The organism is Herbaspirillum sp. VT-16-41 (assembly GCF_001994935.1).
Lineage (GTDB): Bacteria > Pseudomonadota > Gammaproteobacteria > Burkholderiales > Burkholderiaceae_D > Herbaspirillum > Herbaspirillum frisingense.
In genome coordinates, this window is sequence record NZ_MUXB01000114.1 from 405,265 (window position 1) to 427,795 (window position 22,531).

General features: G+C 65.0%; 18 protein-coding genes. 12 read left to right on the forward strand and 6 right to left on the reverse strand.

Features of this window, described 5'->3' with window-relative positions:
* Positions 1-44 precede the first annotated feature (44 nt).
* The 4 genes from pdeM to BTM36_RS17105 are packed head-to-tail and all read right to left on the reverse strand — an operon-like array spanning position 45 to position 6,030.
* Positions 45-701 carry a ligase-associated DNA damage response endonuclease PdeM gene (gene pdeM, locus BTM36_RS17090; protein ID WP_077237268.1) on the reverse strand — a complete coding sequence of 219 codons (657 nt, stop codon included), beginning with the start codon at positions 699-701 and terminating at the stop codon, positions 45-47.
* Entirely contained in the window at positions 701-3,307 is a 2,607-nt protein-coding gene (locus BTM36_RS17095; RefSeq protein WP_254427025.1) for a ligase-associated DNA damage response DEXH box helicase, read from the reverse strand. Before BTM36_RS17095 ends, pdeM begins: the two co-directional genes overlap by 1 nt.
* Positions 3,279-4,976, reverse strand: a complete 1,698-nt coding sequence (locus tag BTM36_RS17100) for an ATP-dependent DNA ligase (protein ID WP_077237194.1) — start codon at positions 4,974-4,976, stop codon at positions 3,279-3,281. Before BTM36_RS17100 ends, BTM36_RS17095 begins: the two co-directional genes overlap by 29 nt.
* Positions 4,969-6,030: a ligase-associated DNA damage response exonuclease gene (locus BTM36_RS17105; RefSeq protein ID WP_077237195.1), complete on the reverse strand. Its 1,062-nt coding sequence runs from the start codon at positions 6,028-6,030 to the stop codon at positions 4,969-4,971. The genes BTM36_RS17100 and BTM36_RS17105 overlap by 8 nt, the downstream gene beginning before the upstream one ends.
* Before the next feature lie 361 nt (positions 6,031-6,391).
* Between BTM36_RS17105 and BTM36_RS17110 the strand changes: the two genes are divergently transcribed.
* The 3 genes from BTM36_RS17110 to BTM36_RS17120 all read left to right on the forward strand — a co-directional run bounded on the left by BTM36_RS17110 (position 6,392) and on the right by BTM36_RS17120 (position 8,923).
* Complete coding sequence (locus BTM36_RS17110) at positions 6,392-7,333, forward strand: HDOD domain-containing protein (protein WP_077237196.1); 942 nt, start codon at positions 6,392-6,394, stop codon at positions 7,331-7,333.
* Positions 7,334-7,843: 510 nt separating this feature from the next.
* The gene (locus BTM36_RS17115; protein ID WP_077237197.1) at positions 7,844-8,584 is read left to right on the forward strand and encodes a transporter; all 741 of its coding nucleotides are present in this window, start codon (positions 7,844-7,846) and stop codon (positions 8,582-8,584) included.
* Positions 8,585-8,716: 132 nt separating this feature from the next.
* Positions 8,717-8,923 carry a hypothetical protein gene (locus BTM36_RS17120; protein WP_077237198.1) on the forward strand — a complete coding sequence of 69 codons (207 nt, stop codon included), beginning with the start codon at positions 8,717-8,719 and terminating at the stop codon, positions 8,921-8,923.
* 362 nt (positions 8,924-9,285) lie between these two features.
* Here the strand turns inward: BTM36_RS17120 and BTM36_RS17125 are convergent, their stop codons facing one another.
* Complete coding sequence (locus BTM36_RS17125; protein WP_077237199.1) at positions 9,286-10,200, reverse strand: LysR family transcriptional regulator; 915 nt, start codon at positions 10,198-10,200, stop codon at positions 9,286-9,288.
* Between the two features lie 206 nt (positions 10,201-10,406).
* Between BTM36_RS17125 and mdlC the strand changes: the two genes are divergently transcribed.
* From mdlC to BTM36_RS17145, 4 genes are all read left to right on the forward strand, one after another.
* Positions 10,407-12,005 (forward strand): benzoylformate decarboxylase, encoded by a 1,599-nt coding sequence (gene mdlC, locus BTM36_RS17130; protein WP_077237200.1) that lies wholly within the window; start codon positions 10,407-10,409, stop codon positions 12,003-12,005.
* A gap of 82 nt (positions 12,006-12,087) precedes the next feature.
* Complete coding sequence (locus BTM36_RS17135; RefSeq protein ID WP_077237201.1) at positions 12,088-13,539, forward strand: aldehyde dehydrogenase; 1,452 nt, start codon at positions 12,088-12,090, stop codon at positions 13,537-13,539.
* 209 nt (positions 13,540-13,748) lie between these two features.
* A complete protein-coding gene (locus tag BTM36_RS17140) occupies positions 13,749-15,128 on the forward strand; it encodes an MFS transporter (protein ID WP_077237202.1) in 1,380 nt (459 codons plus the stop codon).
* Positions 15,125-16,066 carry a ketopantoate reductase family protein gene (locus BTM36_RS17145; RefSeq protein WP_077237203.1) on the forward strand — a complete coding sequence of 314 codons (942 nt, stop codon included), beginning with the start codon at positions 15,125-15,127 and terminating at the stop codon, positions 16,064-16,066. Before BTM36_RS17140 ends, BTM36_RS17145 begins: the two co-directional genes overlap by 4 nt.
* A 99-nt stretch (positions 16,067-16,165) precedes the next feature.
* Here the strand turns inward: BTM36_RS17145 and BTM36_RS17150 are convergent, their stop codons facing one another.
* Entirely contained in the window at positions 16,166-16,918 is a 753-nt protein-coding gene (locus BTM36_RS17150; RefSeq protein ID WP_077237204.1) for an SDR family NAD(P)-dependent oxidoreductase, read from the reverse strand.
* A 182-nt stretch (positions 16,919-17,100) separates the two neighbouring features.
* On the opposite strand from BTM36_RS17150, the gene BTM36_RS17155 reads away from it, so the two are divergent.
* The 5 genes from BTM36_RS17155 to rpiA are packed head-to-tail and all read left to right on the forward strand — an operon-like array spanning position 17,101 to position 22,408.
* Positions 17,101-18,567: an aldehyde dehydrogenase gene (locus tag BTM36_RS17155; protein WP_077237205.1), complete on the forward strand. Its 1,467-nt coding sequence runs from the start codon at positions 17,101-17,103 to the stop codon at positions 18,565-18,567.
* Between the two features lie 2 nt (positions 18,568-18,569).
* On the forward strand, positions 18,570-20,096 hold the full coding sequence (xylB, locus tag BTM36_RS17160) for a xylulokinase (protein ID WP_077237206.1): 1,527 nt from the start codon (positions 18,570-18,572) through the stop codon (positions 20,094-20,096).
* Complete coding sequence (gene gph / locus BTM36_RS17165; RefSeq protein WP_077237207.1) at positions 20,093-20,809, forward strand: phosphoglycolate phosphatase; 717 nt, start codon at positions 20,093-20,095, stop codon at positions 20,807-20,809. The genes xylB and gph overlap by 4 nt, the downstream gene beginning before the upstream one ends.
* The gene (locus BTM36_RS17170) at positions 20,806-21,645 is read left to right on the forward strand and encodes a MurR/RpiR family transcriptional regulator (RefSeq protein ID WP_077237208.1); all 840 of its coding nucleotides are present in this window, start codon (positions 20,806-20,808) and stop codon (positions 21,643-21,645) included. The genes gph and BTM36_RS17170 overlap by 4 nt, the downstream gene beginning before the upstream one ends.
* A 49-nt stretch (positions 21,646-21,694) precedes the next feature.
* Positions 21,695-22,408 carry a ribose-5-phosphate isomerase RpiA gene (rpiA, locus tag BTM36_RS17175; protein WP_077237209.1) on the forward strand — a complete coding sequence of 238 codons (714 nt, stop codon included), beginning with the start codon at positions 21,695-21,697 and terminating at the stop codon, positions 22,406-22,408.
* Positions 22,409-22,531: the final 123 nt, after the last annotated feature.

A 22,531-nucleotide genomic window follows, 5' to 3' on the forward strand; every position in this document is an offset into this window, starting at 1 on the left:
ACGTGTCATTGCGCGGCCGATGATACGTCACATCGCAGCAAGGTTCAGTCAGGTAAGGGCAACACGCAATCGTCTGCAGCAAGAAAAATGCGCTGCCCGGGTTGGGCATGTATACGATAGCCCCCGGTAAAGTCGCCGAAAGCCGGCAACATGGCCCATTGGCCATCCACCACGAAACAGGGCAGGCGCAAGGCGTCGCCTGCGGCAGCGAGCCGGTAGACCGGATGCACATGGCCGACGATGGCAAAGGCGCCGTCGACCGTCTGGGGGTGATGGCAGAACGCCAGGGGACCGACCCGCCAGGGTTCGTCCACGACCTCCATCGCCAGTGCTTCCGGCGGATCGCCGGCATGGTGGTCATGGTTGCCGCGCACCAGCGTGAGGCTCAGACCGGCATTGCAACTGCGCCAGCGGGCCAGTGCCTGCAGGGTGCCCGCCACCCGCCCGGCGCGTGCGTGCAGGAAGTCACCCAGGAAAACCACATGGCGCACCGCATGCCGCTGCACCAGCGTATCGATCAGGTCCAGGTTGGCCCGGGTGGTGCCGTGCGGAACCGGGATGCCTCCGACGCGGAAGGCAGCCGCCTTGCCGAAGTGGACATCGGCCAGGATCAGCATGGCGCGCTCGCGCCAGAGCAGGGCGCGTTCGGGCAGCATGGTCAGGGTCGCGCCGGCGGCGTCGAAGCTGGGGTATGGGCTCATCATCCTGTCTGGTTGCGGGGGCTGGATTGGGGACGCGCTCGCGGCTGTGGCCTGGCCTGGGCGCTGGTCTTGTCGGCGGCACCTTCCAGCTCGCGCAGCATGCGCGCCACACGGTCGGCCAGCTTTTCGGTCGAGAGTTTTTCGCGGAAGCGCTCCACCATCAGCGGCAAGGCAAACGGCGTGGCCCGCTCCAGTGGCACCAGCGTGAGCGTGCGTGCGCGCAGTTCGGCCAGGGTGCTGCGCAGTCGTTCCAGTTCCAGCTCCTGTTCCAATACTTCGCGCTGGGCCTGGGTCAGCAAGAGGTTGCCGGCGTCGTGCTTGCGGAAGACCTCGAAGAACAGGGCCGACGATGCCTGCAGCTGGCGTGCGCTCTTGCGCTGCCCGGGATGTCCCTGCGATACCAGCCCGGCGATACGGGCGATTTCACGGAAGCGCCGTTGCGACAGCTCGGTGGCATTCAGGCTGGCCAGGACGTCATCCAGCAGCCGCTCTTCGCTGAACAGGACCAGGGCCTGCTGCGGTTCCAGGCGGTGCGCTTCGACCTTGTCCGCGCCCAGCAATTCGAACCCGTAGTCGTTGACGGCGATGGAGAAGGTGGCGGCACGCTCCCTGCTGAGGCGCCAGGCCAGCAGCGAGGCCAGTCCCATGTGCACCAGGCGGCCGGCAAAGGGATAGAAGAAGAGGTGATGTCCTTCACGGCTCTTGAGCGTTTCCACCACCAGCCGCTGCGCCGTGGGCAGGGCCGACCAGGCGTGCTGCAGATCCAGTAGCGGTCGCACGGCCTGCATTTCGGGACCGTCGAAGCGACCTTGCGCGGCTTGTTCCAGGCGATCCAGTACGGCGTGCGCCAGGGTCGAGGACAAGGGCATGCGGCCGCCTTGCCAGCGCGGCACGGCACCGCTGCCGGCGCTGCTGCGGCGGACCCAGGCCGTCATCTCGTGCACGCGGACGAACTCCAGCACGCGCCCGCCGAAGAGGAAGCGATCGCCCGGTCGCAGGCGGGCGATGAAACCTTCTTCGATGGTGCCGATGCGTCCCCCCTTCATGTACTGCACATGCAGGCTGGCATCGGCAACGATGGTGCCGATGTTCATGCGGTGGCGGCGCGCGATGGCCGGCAGCTCGACCCGATAGACACCATCCTCGCCGGCCCGCACGCGGTGATATTCCGGATAGGCACCCAGGCTCTGGCCACCACGCACCACGAAGTCCAGCGCCCACTGCCATTGATCCTCGCGCAGATGGCGGTAGGACCAGGCCTGGCGCACTTCGGCCAGCAGCTCGTCGGCACGGAAACCACCGCCCAGGGCGATGGTCACCAGATGCTGTACCAGCACGTCCAGGGGCGTGTCCGGCACCGGACGCTGTTCCACCCGGCCGGCAGCGACGGCATCCTGGGCGGCGGCGGCTTCCACCAGTTCCAGGCTGTTGGTCGGTACCAGCGTGGCGCGCGAACTGCGTCCAGGCGAATGGCCGGAGCGGCCGGCCCGCTGCAGCAGTCGCGCCACGCCGCGCGGGCTGCCGATCTGCAGCACCCGCTCCACCGGGGTGAAGTCCACCCCCAGGTCCAGGCTGGAGGTGCAGACCACGGCCTTGAGGCGGTCGTCGCGCAGGCCTTGTTCCACCCATTCACGGACTTCGCGATCAAGTGAGCCATGGTGTAAGGCGATGATGCCGGCCCAGTCGGGGCGGGCCTCCAGCAGGTTCTGGTACCACAGCTCGGCCTGGGAGCGGGTATTGGTGAAGACCAGGGTACTGCCGCTGGCATCGATCTCGGCCACCACCGCCGGCAGCATCTGCAGGCCCAGGTGCCCGGCCCAGGCGAAGCGGGTGGCCTGTGGCGGCAGCAGGGTATCGATGAGGATGCGCTTGCGCTGTTCGCCGCGCACCAGCACGCCGTGTTCGGCGGCTTCGGGGCCCAGCAGGGCCTGCTGCGACTGCTCCAGGTTGCCGAGAGTAGCCGACAATCCCCACACCACCATCCCGGGCCGCCAACGGCGCAGGCGCGCCAGGGCCAGTTGCACCTGCACGCCGCGCTTGTTGCCCATGAGCTCGTGCCATTCGTCGACGATGACCGCGTCCAGCTTGCTGAAACGCTGGTGGGCATCCGCCTGGGACAGCAGCAGTGACAGGCTTTCTGGCGTGGTCACCAGGGCCTGCGGCAAGGACTTCATCTGGCGCGCACGCTCGCCGGAACCGGTGTCGCCGGTGCGCATGCCGGCTTGCCAGTGTGGCAGCAGATCGGCCAGCGGGGCTTGCAGGGCACGCAGGGTGTCGGCCGCCAGGGCGCGCATGGGGGCGATCCACAGGATGCGCAAGCCCTGGGTCGTGGTGGGCGCGTCGATACGATCCAGGCCGGGTTCGGCATGCAGCAGCGCGCCGAACCAGACCGCATAGGTCTTGCCTGCACCGGTGCCGGCGTGCAGCAGGCCGCTGCGACCTTGCTGCGCGGCTTGCCAGACCTGGCGCTGGAAATCGAATATCTCCCAGCGGCGCTGGGCGAACCAGTCCTCGACGGCGGCAGGGATGACCGCCGCCTTTGGCGGGCTGGCGCTGCGCCGTCTGGGCGGGCGCTGGCTAGTGGTCTTGCTGGGCGGGCTGGGCATCTTCCTCGCTCTCGTTGACTGGGGACGACGGCAGCAGGGCGCGCAGGTTGTCCAGGGTATCGGCCTGGTCGACGGTCTTGTCGACGCGCTGGCGCAGGATGCGCGGGAAGCGCACGGCAATGCCGGCCTTGTGGCGCGTGGACAGGGCAATGCCCTCGAAGCCGATCTCGAACACCATGGACGGCCGCACGCTGCGTACCGGGCCGAATTTTTCTATCGTGGTCTTGCGAATGGTCTGGTCGACCACGGCGATCTCGGCATCGGTCAAGCCCGAATAAGCCTTGGCGAAGGGCACCAGCTTGCGCTCGCCGCCGGCTTCAGCGGGCGTGTCCCAGACCGCGAAGGTGTAGTCGGTGTAGAGCGAGGCGCGCCGGCCGTGACCGGCCTGGGCATAGATCAGGACAGCATCGATGGAATAGGGATCGACCTTCCACTTCCACCAGGTGCCGACGTTGCGGGTACGGCCGATGCCATAGTGGGCCTCGACCTGCTTGAGCATCATGCCCTCCACGCCACGCTGGCGCGAGGTGGCGCGCAGTTGTTCCAGCGCATCCCAGTCCGCTGCCACGATCTGCGGCGCCAGCATCAGGGCCGGTGCGGCGTGGCGCTGGACCAGTTGTTCCAGCCGGGCGCGGCGTTCTTGCTGAGGCAGGCCGCGCAGATCATGCCCATCCTGCTCCAGCAGGTCATAGGCGATCAGTCCTGCGGGCAGCTCGCCCAGCATACTTGCAGTGAGATTCTTGCGACCGATGCGTTTTTGCAGGTCGGCGAAGGGCGCCACACGTTCGGCCTGTTGCCCGGAATCAGGCAGGCGGATCACGATCTCGCCGTCGATGACGGTAGCGTCCGGCAGGTCCAGCGCGGCCAGTTCGGGGAAACGTTCGGTGATCAGCTCTTCCCCGCGTGACCACAGCCAGTTGCTGCCGTGCCGGCGCACCAGCTGGGCGCGGATGCCGTCGTATTTCCATTCGATCTGCCACTGACCGACCGGCCCCAGCTGGCGCGGATGCTCTATCAGCGGATGGGCCAGGAAAAAGGGGTAGGGCTGGCCGCCCTGCAGGCGATGATCCTGGCCGTCATCGGGGCCTATCAGGCGGGCGAAGCGTTCGGCGTCGGGGCGGGCGCGGCCATCGGTCCAGCCGACCATGCGCTGGGCCAGCAGCTTGGGGTCCAGCTGCGCCACGGCGGCCAGCGCACGGGTGACCAGCAGGCGCGAGACGCCCACCCGGAAGCCGCCACCGATGAGCTTGGCGAGCAGGAAGCGGCCCTGCCAGTCCAGTTCATCCCAGGCCGCGAAGAGGGCGCTGCGGATCACTTCCGGTTCGGCACCGCGCAGGGGGGCGATGCGTTCCAGCATCCAGTAGGCCAGACCGAAGTCGCTGGTGCGGGTCGGTGGCGGCAGGATGTGGGCAATGGTTTCGGCCAGATCGCCCACGCTGTGATAGCACTCTTCGAAGAGCCACTCATCAATCTGCGCATAGGCCATTGCGCATTTCTTGAGCAGGCCGGTCGGCACCGCCTGGCGAGGCTTGCCGCCTGCCAGGAGATACACCGCCCAGGCGGCGTCGGCGGCATCGGCACGCTGGAAATAGTCCTGCAAGGCGGCCAGCTTGCGGGTGGTGGAGGTGGTGGCATCCAGTTCGGCGTAGAGCCGCGAGAATTCACGCATGGCCGGGCTGTTCCTGCGCAGTGGCCGGTGGTGCCGCGCTGCTGTCGTCGGCATCGTCGTCACCGTATTCGGTGGTGAAGGCCCCGGCATCGAGACCGTTCTGCCGCAGCCAGCGCACCATGGTGGCGACCTGGCCGTGGGTGACGATGACCCGCTCGGCGCTGCTGGCAGCAATCGCTTCCTGCAGGGCCGGCCAGTCGGCATGATCCGACAGCACGAAGCCCCGGTCCACGCCGCGCCGCCGCCGGGTGCCGCGCAGGCGCATCCAGCCGCTGGCGAAGGCATCGCTGTAGTCGCCGAAGCGGCGCATCCAGGGTGAGCCGGCAGCCGAGGGTGGGGCAATGATCAGGCTGCCGGCATAGGCGTTGGACTTGCCGCGCCTGGTGGCTTCGGCTTCGCCGACCGTCGCGGTCGGCGGCAGGAAGACGCCGGCTTCGCGATAGAGCCGGTTCAGGGGTTCCACCGCGCCGTGGCAGACGATGGGGCCGATGCCGGGGTCGATGCCGTGCAGGATGCGCTGTGCCTTGCCGAAGGAGTAGCAGAACAGCACGCTGGCCCGGCCCTCGGCGGCGTTGGCGCGCCACCAGCGGTTGATGTCCTCGAAAATCTCCGCCTGCGGTTGCCAGCGGTAGATGGGCATGCCGAAGGTGGATTCGGTGATGAAGGTGTGGCAGCGCACCGGGGCGAAGGCGGTACAGGTGCCGTCGGCTTCGAGCTTGTAGTCGCCCGAGGCGACCCAGATGCATCCCTGCCACTCCATGCGCAATTGGGCCGAACCCAGGACATGGCCGGCCGGGTGCAGCGACAGGCGCACGCCGTTGTGGATGATGCTTTCTTCGTAGTCCAGGGCCTGCAGGTGGATGTCCGCACCCAGGCGGGCACGCAGGATGCCGGCGCCGGGCGCGGCCGCCAGGTAGTGGGCATGACCCATGCGGGCGTGGTCGGCATGGGCGTGAGTGATCACGGCGCGCGCCACCGGTCGCCACGGGTCTATGTAGAAATCGCCGGGTACGCAGTACAGGCCTTCCTTGCGTACCACTACCATGTCTTCCATGTCTGCTTTTTTCCTTGCGCTGTGCTTGGGCTCAATGTGCAGCCTGGGCCCGGATGCTTGTACCGGCTTTGAGCCGCTTTGTCTGTGCTTGTTTGTCCTTGTCTTCGCTTTGCCTCAGGTTTTGATGATGCATTCATCGCTGAGGCCCGCTGAATCCGGACCGGATCAGCTTACCCGCACGCGCTTGTGCAGGATGTCGGCGTGCGTCTTGCCGCCTTGTCAGCGAGAATGAAAAAAGAGACATTCCTTGTGCGTGGAGTTTGCAATGGCGCAACGCACAACGGTCATTAATTGGGTATCCTTGTGGCCATCGCATCTGGCCTTGCGCCAGGCTCATCACCCGAGAACCCCACGAATCCTCATGTCTACCTACGTCGATCCCCTGATTTTCCGCGAACTGCAGGACTCCGAAGTCTTGCCCGCCCCGTCCGGGGTGCGTCTGCGGATCATGCAGATGTGCCAGCAGGAAGACATCGCCCTGCCTGACCTGGTGGCCCAGATCCAGGGTGACCCGGTACTGGCCGGGCGACTGATCCAGATCGCCAATATCCCCAACCTCAACAAGGGGCGGATGGTCGCTTCCGTCAATGTCGACCTGCTGTTGATGGTGGGCCTGCAGGCCGTGCGCCAGATGGCGCTGGCGATTTCCCTGACCGAATCGGCGCGCCGTGGCGATTGTGCCGAGTTCGACTATGACGCCTTCTGGAGCCGTTCCACCGCCATGGCCTGCGCCAGCCAGGCCCTGGCTGACCTGATCCCGGTCGCGCCGCCGGCGGAGATGTTCACCATCGGCCTGCTGGCGGATATCGGACGGCTGGCGCTGGCCTCGGCGCGTCCCAAGCGCTATGGCGAGATCCTGCGCGGCGTCGGGACGGATGCTCCCGCTGCCGCCCTGCGCCAGGAAGAGAAGCAGGCCTTCAGCTTCGACCACCTGGAACTGGCCGCCGCAATGATGCAGGACTGGCTGTTCCCCAAGCTGTTCTGCGAAACCGTCCTTCACCACGAGGCGGCCGATAGCACCGGGCTGGACGAGGAAGACCGCCAGCAGCGCCTGATCCGCCTGCTGGAACTGGCCGCCTGCGTGGCCGATATCTGCGTGGCAGACGATGCCACCCGCGCCGCCTTGCTGCCGCACCTGCTGCAACTGGGCGAGCGTTTCGAACTGCCCAGTTCCAGCCTGGAATACCTCTGCGCCCGCGTCTCCTGGGACTGGAGCGAGTGGGGTGCGATGCTCAAGATCCCCACTCGGGTGCTGCGCGAACTCGGATCGGCACTGGCCGCCGCGACCGAACAACCGGGCTGATCCAGGTTTCGTTGCGGGGCAGATTTTGTCAGCAAATATCGAAGCTTTTTGTTGCTGATTTGTCAGGCACCGATGGTACTATCCCCCTCGCTCTGGAAATGCAGTTCGCCTGCTGCGGCCTTGTGGCCTGGCCCCTGAAGTCTGGCCATCGCCACTTGGCGTCACACGGCGGGTGTTCATGAACCGCGCTTCCAGACGCCTGCAAGGCCAGCTGAAGCCAGCCCGATGATGTTCCTTCCGTAAAAGCCACGGCATTTACCGCAGCCATCCATCAGGACATATTCATCAAATAGGCCTTGTCAGCGCTCTTTCTGTTCGGAATGCGCGATTTGCGCCTTTGGTATCGTGTTCTGAACATGCAACGGCGCGCTTTCCCTTCGGTTCGCTCCGACCACGTCTCTGTACTCCCCGCCTGCGGTGTGCGCTGTCACGTCCGTACGGGCGTGGCTGTGTCATCGTGGTGGCCGGGTAGCAATGCCGTACTGATCACAGCAAAAAATGGGGTCCACCATGAACAAGAAAATTCTGAGTCTTTCCTGGCTGTTGCTGGCGGCCAGCCAGTCGGCCTTCGCCGCGCACCCGCTGGTCACCGATGATGCCGGCGTGCAAGGCGCTGGCGGTATCCAGCTTGAAATGAATACCGACTGGAGCAAACAGAGTGGCGACGCCAGTCATGTCGGCGCCTTCACCTTCACCTATGGCGTCACTGACAAGCTGGACCTGTTCTTCAACCTGCCGCAGACCTTCCAGTCGCCCACCGGCACGGGTGTGGGGGACGTCTCGCTGGGCGCCAAGTGGCGCTATTACGAGGCCGATGGCCTGGCGCTGGCCTTGAAGCCGGAATTCTTCATGCCCAGCGGCGACGAAGAGAAGGGCCTGGGCAATGGCAAGAGCAGCGCCGCCCTGACCGGTATCGCGTCCTACGAAACCGGCCCCTGGACCTTGCACGGCAACCTGGGTGTGCGCGTGAACCGCTTCAAGCTCGACAGTGACCAGCAGTCGCAGCGCAAGACCCTGTGGCGCGCCTCGGCCGCAGTCTGGTACGGCCTGGATGAACAATGGCGCCTGGTGGCCGATACCGGCGTTGCCCAGAACCCGGATGCATCCAGCCGCAAGCTGCCTTCCTATGCGCTGGTGGGCGTGATCTGGTCGCCCAACAAGACGGTCGATCTGGATGCCGGCGCCAAGTTCGGGCTCAACAAGGCCGAGGTGACGCGGCAGTTCGGCGTCGGGGTGACCTTGCATTACTGATCGTTGATCGCGCTGGGCTGCAGCCCAACCCGCGTGCCGTTGCTGTGCGCTGCAACATGCAATGCGCTGGAAAGCACGATCAAATCTGCTATCTTTGTCCTTGGCGCAAGGCCACGACTAAGGAGACGACATATGGATCTGGTGGAAAAATTCGATGCCAAGGGCAAGACCGGCGCACCTTACCACGTAGAGGTGTATCAGACTCAGCAGGACGAAGCCGATACTGCAGTACTGGCGTTCAGCCGTAGCTACAAGCTGGCCGATGGTCGCGCGCTGGACCCGCTGACCAATGAGAAATTCAGGATCGTCCAGACCGGAGAGAAGATCTACCGGGTCTGATCCCGGGCCACCATCCCGATAGCAAGCCGATGAAGAGATGATTACCCACCCTGCAGGCAGTGACGCTGCAGGGTGTTTTCATTTGATGTGGGGCCTAGGGCCTGTTCACACTAAATCTGTGAGTGCGAGAGGTCGTCAAGCGTTGACTGCCTAGGCGCAGCGACGCGCCGTAGTGGTGCTACGGCAAGGAGCTGCAACAACGGCAGGCGACGCTTGCCGGCCTCTCCCGGAGGGTTGCGCCCAGAAGGCGCGCTGGCGGCGTTGCACGGCAAGGCTGGTGGCACCACCACCAGCCTTGCCGCGCGCCTTGCCACCACGCCTTCTGGGCGCAACGCATCTCGCAGGTTTAGTGCGAACAGGCCCTAGCTGGAGGGCAGGGAACCGGTCAGATGCCGCAATTCGTCGAGCAAGCGGATCGCCGGCGCCGGCAATATCCCTTGCCGCCTGCGGAATGCGGTCAACGTACGCGGTGCATTCAGGCCCTCTACCGCAAGGGCATTGATCACTCCCGCCTTGCTTTCGGTATCGAACATCGGACCGGACATCCACCCCACGAATCCACAACGCGCGACCAGGCCCTTGAGCACCGTGACCGAACGCGATTCGACAGCGATCTCGGGCATGGGCAAGTCGGCCCGGGCGAATGTTTCCTTCACGTGCAAATACGGTCCCGTACCCCGGGGTGTCAAGGCCCAGCGCTGCGTCAGGGTATCGGCCAGGCTGATCTTGCCGCGTTCACGCAGTGGATGGTCGCGCCCGGCCACCACGTAGCTCAGGTCGCTCCAGCGACAGTCGGAGATGGCTGCCACGCCATCGCTTTCGGCACCGGAGGTACCGAGAGCCAAGTCGATCTCATGCGTGAGCAGGCCCTCGACCAGACGGTCCCATACCCCCTCCATGATCTCCACCCGCAGGTTGGGCCACTTGTCCAGCACCCCACGCACCGCCAGTGGCAGCACCAGACTGGCAATGCTGCCCACCGCACCCACCTTGATGACACCCTTTGCCAGGCCGCGGATGGCGTCCAGTTCTTCGCGGGCCTGCCGGGCTTCACGCTGCAACGACATCGCGTGCGGCAATAGCGCCTTGCCCAGCGGTGTCAGGTGCATACCCTTGGTGTGACGCTCGAAGAGCGCCCCGCCGATGGACTCTTCCAGACGTTTGATCGCGCGACTCAAGGCCGGCTGGGTCAGGTCGAGGACGGCGGCCGCGCGCCCCAGGCTCCCTGCAGCGACGATGGCATTGAACATTTCCAGCTGCTGCAGGTTGAAACTCAATGATGTCTCCTGGTGATAGCGCGGATAGCGCGGACAGTGCAGATACGGTGGGTGAGGGCAGCACGATGACTCACCGACAGGTCAGCTACACATTACCAAATGTCATGACTTTTATCCAATTTGGCAATTTTCAAAGACATCACGTGCTTACATACTGCCTCCCATCATCCACCCGGCCCAGCCATGAGGCCTTCCACAGGATCTGTATGCAGGAGACCCCCTTGCCCGCCATCACCGTGCGTGATGCCGTATTCGACCTCATGCGTCGACTCGACATGAGCGCCGTCTTCGCCAATCCCGGCTCCACCGAATTGCCGATGTTCCGCGACTTTCCCGCCGACTTCCGCTACGTCTTGGGCTTGCAGGAAGCCGTGGTGGTCGGCATGGCCGATGGCTACGCCCAGGCCAGTGGCAAGGCCGCCATGGTCAACCTGCATTCGGCGGCCGGGGTCGGCAATGCCATGGGCAATATCTTCACCGCCTTTCGCAACCGTACCCCGCTGATCATCACCGCCGGCCAGCAGGCACGCTCCATCCTGCCTTTGGACCCGTTCCTGGCGGCCTCGCAGGCAACCGAACTGGCCAAGCCCTACGTCAAGTGGAGCATCGAACCGGCGCGCGCGGCCGACGTTCCCCGTGCGCTGGCGCGGGCCTATCACATCGCCATGCAGGAGCCGCGTGGCCCGGTCTTCGTTTCCATACCCGTGGATGACTGGGAGCAACCGGCCGAGCTGCTTGCCGCTACAGAAGTCACCACCCGCAGCCGGCCCGAAGCGGGTGCCATCGCAGCGCTGGCTGCCGCGCTGGGCAGTAGTCGGCGCCCGGCCATGGTGGTCGGTGCGGAACTGGACCGCGCCGGGGCCTGGGATGAGGCCATCCGTCTGGCCGAGTCCTGTCACGCACGGGTGTTCGTCGCACCGATGTCCTCGCGCTGCAGCTTCCCCGAAGACCATCGTCTGTTTGCCGGTTTCCTGCCGGCCATGCGCGAGAAGATCGTGCAGCTGCTGGAGGGCCACGATCTGGTCTTCGTGGCAGGGGCGCCGGCTTTCACCTATCACGTCGAAGGCAGCGGCCCGTATCTGCCGCCTGGGGCGACGCTGTACCAGCTCATCGATGATCCGATGACCGCTTCCTGGACCCCGCAAGGCAGCGCCATCGTCGGCAATATCCGTCTGGGCCTGCAAGACCTGCTGGCGCAGATGGCGCAGCACCCGCCCGCGACCCGCCTGCAGCCGGCCCGGCGTGAACCGCGCACACGCGCAGCGCCGGAGACGCCGATGTCCGCCGCCTTTGCGATGCAGACCCTGGCCGACGTGCGCGCTGCGGAGGACATCGTGGTCGAGGAAGCCCCCGGTTCGCGGCCGACCATGCAAGCCTACTTGCCCTTCACCCGCCCCGGCAGCTTCTACACCATGGCCAGCGGTGGTCTGGGCTATGGGATGCCGGCGGCAGTGGGTGTGGCGTTGGCACGGCCGCACCAGCGCGTGATCGGGCTCATCGGCGATGGCTCGGCGATGTACTCGCCGCAAGCCATCTACAGCGCGGTACAACTGGGCCTACCCATTACCTTCGTGATCATCAACAATGGCCGCTACGCCGCGCTGCAGGACTTCGCACCGGCCTTCGGCTTCGGCGCCGACGATGTGGTCCAGGGCACCGACCTGCCTGGACTGGATTTCGTCGCGTTGGCCCAGTCCATGGGATGCCAGGGCGTGCGCGTGAGCGATCCTGCCGAACTGGCCGGCGCGCTGCAAGCGGCCTTGTCTGCCAACGCACCGCGCCTGGTGGAAGTGCTGGTGCGATGAGCTTTCTGCCTTGCTGCGCCAAGATGGCGCTGAACCGGACATCGTGAACTGAACCCCGAGATAAAGAAAACAGGAGGAGACCATGCAGGAAGTCAACATGCTCATCAATGGCCAGCGCCGTTTCGCCGCCGATGCTGCCTACTTCGAGCGGCGCAATCCGCTTGACCACAGCGTGGCCTCGCGCGCACCAGCGGCCACCGTGGCCGACGCCCGCGCGGCGGTGCAGGCAGCGGCCGACGCCTTTCCCGCCTGGGCAGCCATGGGCCCGGGCGAGCGCCGCAGCTTGCTCACCCGCGCGGCCGATGCGTTGCAGGCCCGCGCCGAGGCGTTTGCAGACGCCATGGCCGCCGAAACCGGGGCCTCGCACCACTGGGCTGCCTTCAACGTGCATCTGGCCGCCGACGGCTTGCGCGAAGCCGCGGCCATGACGACCCAGATTGCCGGTGAGATCATCCCCTCGGACGTCCCCGGCAACCTTGCCATGGGTCTGCGCCAGGCCGCTGGCGTGGTGCTGGGCATCGCTCCCTGGAATGCGCCGGTGATCCTGGGCGTACGTGCGATCGCCTTGCCGCTGGCTTGCGGCAATACCGTCGTCTTCAAGGGCTCCGAAATCTGTCCGGCCACGCATGGCCTCATCATCGAAGCCATCCAGGATGCCGGCCTGCCTGCGGGCGTGGTCAACTTCATTACCAACGCACCGCAAGACGCCGGGCAAATTGTCGAGGCCATCATCGCCAACCCGGCGGTGCGACGGGTCAATTTCACCGGGTCGACCCGTGTGGGCCGCCTCATCGCCTCGCAATGCGCCAGGCACCTCAAGCCCGCCGTGCTGGAACTGGGCGGCAAGGCGCCTTTCATCGTCCTGCACGATGCCGACATCGAGGCGGCCGTACAGGCCGCAGCCTTTGGTGCCTTCGCCAATTCTGGGCAGATCTGCATGTCCACCGAGCGCATCATCGTCGACGAGCGCGTCGCCGATGACTTCGTCGCGCGTCTGGCCGCCAAGGCGCGCAGCCTGCCGCTGGGCGATCCGCGCCAGGGACCGGTGGTATTGGGTTCGGTGGTGGATCTGGCCACCGTACAGCGCTGCAACGCCCTCATCGACGATGCCCTGGCCAAGGGCGCAACGCTGGTCTGCGGCGGCAAGGCCGAGAGCACGTTGATGCCGGCGACGCTGCTGGACCACGTAACGGCGCAGATGAATATCTACCACGAAGAGTCCTTCGGACCGGTCAAGCCCATCGTGCGGGTCAAGGATGATGAGGCCGCCATCGCCGGTGCCAACGACAACGAATATGGCTTGTCGGCAGCGCTGTTCAGCCGCGATGTCGCCCGCGCCCTGAGCCTGGCGCGCCGTATCGAATCGGGCATCTGCCACATCAATGGCGCCACCGTCCACGATGAAGCGCAGATGCCCTTCGGCGGCGTCAAGTCGAGTGGCTTCGGCCATTTCGGCGGCAAGGCCGGCATCGCCGAATTCACCGACCTGCGCTGGGTCACGGTGCAAACCACGCCACGTCATTACCCGTTCTGAGCCGGACGGCATCAGGCACGCACAGATCCGGCCTGACCGAACACCACAACAATAATCGCAACAGCGGGCCGATCCGCATCGGACCCGTGCGATATCAACGAGGAGACCGCCATGACAACGACATCCTGGCTCTTGCAGCACGACTGCGCGCCCGCGCGCTTTGCTTCACCCACACCCGCGATCACCGTCGGCAACGCCCGGGAGCGCGCATGAGCACCCACACCGTAGAACAAGCCAAGACCGTCGATATCGGACGCGTGCTGGATGAGGGCGCATTTACCGGTTTCCAGAAGCTGGTGGTGTGCCTGGCGGCGCTGTCGATCGTCATGGACGGCTTCGATGGGCAACTGATCGGTTTCGCCATCCCCAGCCTGATCAAGGAATGGGGGATCACGCGCAACGCCTTCGCTCCGGCGGTCGCGGCCGGCCTGGTGGGTATGGGCATCGGCAGCGCCTTCGCCGGCCTGTTCGCGGATCGTTTCGGGCGTCGTCTGGCCATCATCGGCAGTGTCTTCGTCTTCGGCCTGGCCACCAGCCTCATCTCACTCTCGCCGGACATCACCACCATTGCCATCCTGCGCTTCTTCGCCGGCCTGGGCATCGGCGGGGCCTTGCCGACCTCGACCACCATGACGGCCGAATTCAGCCCGGCCCGCAGACGCACGCTGGCAGTCACGGCCACCATCGTCTGCGTTCCGCTGGGCGGCATGCTGGCGGGATTGTTCGCCAACCTGGTGTTGCCGCATTACGGCTGGCGTGGCCTGTTCCTGCTGGGCGGTCTGCTGCCGGTCGCATTTTCGGTGCTGCTGTGGTTCGTCATCCCGGAGTCGCCGCGTTACCTGGCGCGCCAGCCGCATCGCTGGGATGAATTGCGACGCCTGCTGCTGCGCATGTCACGCGCGGTGGCAGCCGACATGCGCTTCAGCGACGCGCGTGAACAGACCACCCACCCGCGCGCGGGATTCGGCGCGCTGTTTGCCCCTGGGCAGGCTCGCGACACCATGGCGCTGTGGATCGCCTTCTTCATGAACCTGCTGGCTGTCTACAGTGCATTCAGCTGGCTTCCCACGATGCTGGCCGGAGAGGGCCTGAGTCCCTCGGTGGCCGGCAGCGGCCTGACGGCCTACAACGTCGGTGGCGTCCTCGGGGCATTGCTGTGCGCGCTGATCATCGGCCGCTTTGGCTCACGGGTGCCGATGTTGCTGTGCTGCCTGGCCGCTGCGGCGACCGCATTGCTGCTGCGCAGCCTGGACGTGGCCAGCCAGACCACGCTGCTGGTGGTGGGAATAGGCTTGCACGGGCTCTTCGTCAATGCCGTCCAATGCACGATGTACGCGCTGTGCGCCTATATCTATCCGACCCAGGTGCGCGCCACCGGCACTGCCGCAGCACTGGCCTTCGGTCGGCTGGGTGCCATCCTGAGCGCCTTTGCCGGCGCCATCGTGATCACTCAGGGCGGTGCCTCAGGTTATCTGGCGATGTTGGCAGGGGCGATGCTGTTCGTCTTTGTCGCGTTGCTGTCGGTACGCAAGCATATTCCCCGCGCTACGGTAGCCCCTGCGCATCTGAAGAAGGAACATTCAGCATGAACATTGCCATCGTCGGCGCTGGCGCCATGGGAGGCCTGTTTGGTGCGCGTCTCGCACTGAGTGGACAGCAGGTCAGTTTCATCGAAGTCACCCCCGTTACGATCGCTGCGATCAGCAGTAACGGCCTGTCCCTGAGCGATGACAAGGGCGTGCATACGGTGAGGGTGCCGGTCGGGACGGCCGACACCTTCTCCGAACCGTTTGATCTGATCGTCTTTTTTACCAAGGGCTTCCATACCCACGGCGCCGCCCATGCCCTGGGTCATCTGGTGGGGCCGGGAACCTGGGCGCTATCGGTGCAAAATGGCCTGGGGAATGCGGAAATCATTGCCGAAGTGATTCCGCGCGAACGCATCATCGTCGGCATGACCAACCTGCCCGCCGACCTCAGGTCTGCCGGGGTGGTGCACAGCCATGGCGATGGCCAGGTCAGGATCTGGACGCTGTCGGGGCTGCTCCGCCCGGAGGTGAGCCAGATCGCCGAAATCTTCAGCCTCGCCGGCCTCCATTGCAGCGCCGACCCGCAGGTACAACAAGCCATCTGGGAAAAGATCGCTTTCAATGCAGCGTTGAATTCGGTCTGTGCCGTCAGCGGCTGCAATGTGGGTACGGTCGGATCAAGCGGTGAAGGCCGCAGCCTGGCATTGCGCATCGCCACCGAAACGGTGGCCGTGGCCCATGCACTGCAGATTCCGGTCAGTCTGCCTCAGGTAGAGCAGGCGATAGATCATGCGTTCAGGATGCACACAAACCACAAGCCATCGATGCTGCAAGATATCGAAGCCGGACGGCAGACCGAAATCGACTTCATCAATGGCGCCGTGATCAGGCACGGCGTCGAGCAGGGGGTGCCGACGCCGACCGTGACGGCGCTGTATCAGTTGGTCAAAATGATGGAGGCCAATGCCAGGTTGAAGAAAAGTGGTGATCCCATCTGAGAGGTCTTGCCCCAAGGTCGGTAAGAAAGCCGATGGCGGCAGAAACCGTCAATGTCGCGGACTACCGAACCTTGGCAAGGTGGCCAAGAGTTTGAAGCCTCAGAGGCAGGTATAGCCACCGTCGGCCTGGATGACGGCGCCAGTGATGAGGCTGGCCGCCTCCGAGGCCAGAAACGCCACCACTGCCGCGACTTCGTCCGGGCGCCCCATGCGCTGCTGGGGTGTGAGATCCATCCAGCGCGCGATCAAGGCCTTTTCCTTCTCCAGCTCCTGCAGCAGCGGCGTGGCGATATAGGTCGGCGCCACTGCATTGACCCTGATCCCGCGCGTCGCCCATTCCACCGCCAGCGAACGCGTCAGGTGGTGGACCGCCGCCTTGGAGGCGTTGTAGTGGCACTGCGGCTGCGGCACGTTGACGATCAGCCCCGACATGGAGCCGATGTTGATGATGCTGCCCCTGCCACGTTCCAGCATGCGCCGGCCAAAGGCTCGGCAGGTCTTGAAGACGCCGCCCAGGTTGATCGCCAGCACGCGATCCCATTCATCATCTTCCATTTCCTCGGCCGGTGTGTTGCTGACCACGCCGGCATTGCAGACCAGGATGTCCAGCGGTGGAATCCTGGCGGCCAGGGTATTCAAGGCCCTGCTGTCGGTCACATCCAGCGCGAAAGCCTGGCCCGGCCGCGCCAGTCCGGCGGCGATGGCGGTCGCACGATTCCCGTCAAGATCGGTGCAGACCACCGTGGCCCCTTGCTCGGCCAGTGCAGTCGCGCAGGCGGCGCCGATGCCTTGCCCGGCGCCGGTCACCAGGGCAAGTTTGCCAGTGAGGTCCTGGGGTGAGCGTGTGTTCATGTTTGTGTCTCCTTGAAATCATAAATGATAGTAATGCTACATAAATCAGGCCTATCTTTTGATGGGTGGAATCTTTTTGCACGTTTATCGTTAAATATATAGAAAAAATTCGACGCTTCTAAGTTGTCCACGGTGCATTTATCTAGTTATACTAGATTTTCCGTCGTTCGAGGAGGTGCATCATGCAGCACGTGTTGGCCCGGCTGTCGGGCAAGCTGTTTATCGCAGGCCAGTTCGTCGAGGGGCAGGGCGCGCGGCTGCAGGTGCGCAATCCCGCCCGTAACACGCCCATTGGCGACATTGCCGTGGCCACCTCTGCCGAGATCGATTCTGCCGTCGCGGCGGCCGAGCTTGCATGGCGCCCCTGGTCGCGCCAGCCGGCACGGGTCCGCGCCGATGCCTTGCACAGGCTGGGCAGCCTGATCCTCGATGACGCGTCCGCCATGGCCCAGGTGATGACGGCAGAACAGGGCAAGCCTCTCGGCGAGGCCCTGGGTGAGATCAAAAAGCTGGCTGAAGCCTGCCACTTCTATGCCGAAGAAGCCCTGCGGGTGCATGGCGAGATCATTCCCAATGACCAGCCCGGTTACCAGAGCCTGGTGATGCGCGAAGCCATCGGCGTGGTGGCGGCCATCACCCCCTGGAACTATCCGGCCGAACTGGTCGGCTGGAAGCTGTGCGCCGGCGTGGCCGCAGGCTGCGCGGTGATCGTCAAGCCCTCCGAATTCACTCCCTTCACGGCACTGTATATCGCCGAGAAAGCCCTGCAGGCGGGCATTCCGGCCGGTATCGTGACCGTGCTGACCGGCGATGGTGCCAGCGTCGGGCTGGCGCTGGTGCAACACCCGTCTGTCTCCAAGATCGCCTTTACCGGATCGAGCCAGACCGGCTTGCGCATCCAGCAATCCTGTCCTTCGATCAAGCGCCTGTCGCTGGAGCTGGGCGGCAATTGCCCCATGCTGGTGACCCGCCACGCCGATCTGGCACAAGCGGTACGGGGCGCCGTGCGGCGTTCCTTCCGCAACATGGGTCAGATCTGCATCGCCATCAATCGCATCTATGTCGAGCGCACCGTCTATGCGGACTTCCTGGAACAGTTCGCCACGGCCACGCGCGCGCTGGTCATCGGCGACGGGCTGTTGCATCCGCAGGCGGACGTAGGATCAATGGCGCAGCTTGCGCCCCTGCAGAAGACCCGGGTGCACCTGCAGGATGCGCTGGAGCAGGGCGCCAGGCCGGTAGCTGGTGGCACTGCCCCGGATGGCGAGCAGTTCGCGCAGGGCTTCTTCTTCCAGCCCACCATCGTGGCCGACTGCACCCACGCCATGCTGGTCATGCGCGAAGAGACCTTCGGCCCGCTGGTCGGCGTGGCGCCCTTCGATACGCTGGATGAGGCTATCGCGCTGGCCAACGACACGCCCTATGGCCTGGCCGCCTACGCCTATACCCAGAACCTGCAGGAAATCCATCGCTGCGCGGCTGAGCTGGACGTCGGCAATGTGGCCATCAACCATGTCGACGCCGGCATCATGAATGCGCCCTACGGTGGGCGCAAGCAGAGCGGGGTCGGCGTGGAGCACGGGCGCGAGGGCTTGCTGGAGTATTTCCAGTTCAAGCACGTGCGTCTGCATCACGGCGTGGGAGTCTGATCATGACGGCCTGCCTGTTGGGCATAGACCTCGGCACCTCCGCCTGCAAGGCCTTGCTGCTCTCGACCGATGCACGCATCCTCGCCAGCGCCAGCGCGGACTATCCGGTGTCGCAACCGCGCGAGCGCTGGGTCGAGCAGGAGCCGGCGCACTGGATAGCAGCGGCGCGCCAGGCCGTGGCCCAGGTGCTGCAGGCGGCAGGATCGGTCGAGGTGCTGTGCATCGGCCTGTCGGGCCAGATGCATGGCCTGACCGCGCTGGATCAACACTACCGGCCGCTGCGTCCGGCCATCCTGTGGAACGACCAGCGCAACCAGGCCGAGGCTGACCAGATCACGCAGGCGGCCGGTGGCTTGCCGTCCTTGCTGGCCCACACCGGCAACCGCATGCTGGTCGGCTATACCGGAGGCAAGCTGCTATGGATGCAGCAGCACGAGCCGCAATGGTATGAACAGCTGCGGGTCGCCCTCAATCCCAAGGATTATCTGCGTTACGTGCTCACCGGAGAGATCGCCACCGAGGTCTCCGACGCATCCGGCACGGGCCTGTTCGACGTACGGCGCAGGCAGTGGGCGACCGGGCTGATCGCCTTGGCCGGACTGGACTCCGCCCATTTGCCTGCCTGTTTCGAATCGCAGGTCGTCAGCGGCCATGTGCACGCACAGGCAGCCGCCATGTTTGGCATTGCAGCGGGGATTCCGGTCATCGGCGGCGGCGGCGACAGCGTGATCCAGTCGCTGGGTGCCGGCGTGGTGGCCCCCGGCACGCTGCAGACCACCATCGGTACCGCCGGCATCGTCGCCGCTGCGCTGGATCAACCCCTGTCCTCGCCGGATGGACGGATACAGGTCTTCTGCAACGTCGCTGACCAGCGCTGGCATGCCATGGGCGTGTCACTCAATGCGGGCGGGGCGCTGGCCTGGTTCCGCAATGTGCTGTGTGCCGGCGCGGGCGAGCCGCCATCCTTCGAGGCTATCGCCGCGGCCGCCGGGCGTAGCGTTCCCGGGGCACATGGCTTGCTGTTCCTGCCTTACCTCAACGGCGAGCGCTGCCCCCATCCCGATCCGTCAGCCCGTGCCGCCTTCATCGGCCTCCATGCCCGCCATGATCACGCCGACCTCTCGCGCAGCGTGCTGGAAGGCGTGGTGCATTCCCTGTGTGACATGCAGGACCTGATGCGCGCCATGGGCGTGTCCTCTGCGCAAGTCAGCACCTCCGGCGGCGGGGCGCGCTCGGCAGTATGGCGGCAGATCCAGGCCGACATGCTGGGTTGCGACGTCCTCACGCGCCAGGGCGCGGCCGAAGGAGCCGCCCTGGGTGCAGCGCTGCTGGCCGGCGTCAGCATGCAGGTATGGCCGGACATCGACCACGCCGCGAGCCTGCTGCCGGAACTGACGCGCGAGCGCCCCGACGCCACCCGGCACGAGCGCTATGGGCAGGCCCGCGCCATCTATCAGCAACTCTATCCGCTGCTCACCTGCAGCTTCGCCCGCCTGGGCGCATTGGCAGAGCTCGGGGAGGCGCCATGAACCAGCACGCACACGCCAGCTATGAGGCCCTCATCTTCGACCTCGACGGCACACTCATCGACAGTGCGCCCGACATCGCCGCCGCCGTCAATGCCTACCTGGCCGAACAAGGCCATGCCGCGCTGGAGGTGGCGCAGGTCGAACGCTTCATCGGCAATGGTCCGCGCCGCCTGATCGAGGACATCCTCGTTGAACAGGGTGTCGCGCTTGGCACGGCCGAACTGGATGCCGCCGTGGCGTGCTACATCGCTCACTACCGTCGCAATCCGGCCAGTCATACGCGCTTCTTTCCCCATGTGCGCGAAGACCTGGCCAAGCTGCGGGCGGCCGGCATCCGTCTGGGTATCTGCACCAACAAGCCGCATGCGCTGACACGGCAAATCCTCGATCTGCTGGAGCTGTCGCCGCTGGTGGAAGTGGCGTTGGGCGCCGATGCCGTACCGGCCTGCAAGCCCGATCCCGGCCATCTGCTGGCGGTGGCCGAACAGATGGCGCTGGCCGAGGGCGCCTGGGCCTACGTCGGCGATACTACGGTCGACCAGGCCACGGCCGCTGCGGCCGGCGTGCCGTTCTTCGTGGTGCCCTGGGGGGGCGGCAGCGATGTCAGGGTTGGTCAGGCGCAAAGGCTGCATCGTCTGGAGGACCTGCTGTCTTATAGAATCGCCCCCTGTGAAAAACCGACAATAAAAGCCGACAATAAAGGACAGTCATGAGCAATAGCCTGCTACAGCAGATACTGCGCGAGCAAGAGGAAATGAAGACCGCTGAGTTGCGCATCGCACGCTTCGTCAGCCAGGCGCCGGGCGAGGTGATCCACATGACCATGGCCGCGCTGGCCGAGCGTTGTGCCGTCAGCGACCCGACCATCGTGCGCTTCTGCCGCCGCTTCGGCTTCAACGGCTATCAGGACTTCAAGTTGGGACTGGCGCAAAGCCTGGTGCCCACGGCGCCCTTCGTCTACGAGCAGATCACCAAGCACGATGATATCGGCAACATCGTGCGCAAGACCTGCCGCAATTCCCTGTCCGCCATCCAGCGCGCGCTGGACGATCTGGTCCCGCGCCAGATCGAAGAGGCAGCGGCCCTGCTGCAGTCGGCCAACTGGATCGGCATCTATGCCAGCGGCATTTCCGAGATCACCGCGCTGGACGCCGAACACAAGTTCCAGCGCCTGGGCCTGCGTTGCTCGGCGGTGATGGAAGAAAAGAAGCAATGGATGCACGCCGAGCGCTCGCGCCCCAACGAAGTGGCGCTGATCTTCTCGCAATCGGGGCATACCAAGCGCATGGTGGAACTGGCCATGGCGGCCCGTACCGGCGGCGCCCGGGTGGTGTCGGTGACCGCAGCCAACAGCCCGCTGGCAGCGGTCACGGATGCCCTCATTGCCGTCTTGCCCTATGACCAGACCGAATTCATGACGCCGCTGGCTTCGCGTCTGAATCACCACCTGGTGGTCAACATGCTGGTGACCGCCATTGCCGTGGCCAGCAACAGCGAATTCCCCGATCAGTTGCCGGCGCTCGATTCCTGGATGACGGACAAGATCTAGCGCTTTGCCCAACCGCATCCGGGCCCGTGTTTTTCAAGAGGAGATATCCATGCAGTTGAACCAGAACGAAGCAAAGAAACTGGCCGGCCGCCGCGCCATCGAGGAATTCGTACGCAATGGCATGCGCCTGGGACTGGGCTCGGGAACCACGTCGCACTTCTTCGTGCGGGAACTGGCCAAGCACATCGCCGATGGCCTCGACGTCGCCTGCACCGCCACCTCGCGTTCCACCATCGACGTTGCCCGCGAGGTCGGCATCCCCATCATGGACCCCAATGAAATCGGCCAGCTCGACCTGACCATCGACGGTCCGGATGAAATCGACCGCGACTTCCAGATGATCAAGGGCGGCGGCGCCTGCCTGCTATGGGAAAAGATCATCGCCCATGCCTCCACCCAGATGATCACCATCTGCGACGAGAGCAAGATCGTCGACCGGCTGGGCGCTTTCCCGCTGCCGGTGGAGGTAGTGCAATTCGCCTGGAAACAGACCGAACGCATGATCGCCAGGCTGTTGCAAGGGCAGGGCGTCGAGGCGCGTATCGTCCGTCGCACCAGGGACGAGCGGCCGGTGGTGACCGATAGCGGCAATTTCATCCTGGACTGCCATTGCCAGAGCATCGCCAATGCCCCGCTGCTGGAGACCGAACTCAACCGCATCCCCGGCGTGGTCGAGAACGGACTGTTCACGCGTGAAGCCGCGGGCATGGTGGTGGGCTGCTTCGATGGCACTTCCCATGTTCGCTTGCGTGCAGAAATCTAGTAAAACTCCATCCATCTGGCACAAGCATTCTTTTGCCTTGCTTTACGTTTTTTCTTGTTGTGTTTTTCCCCGAGGATGGCCCCTGATGTAAGCAGTAGCATATTCACCGATAGTCGGCATGGC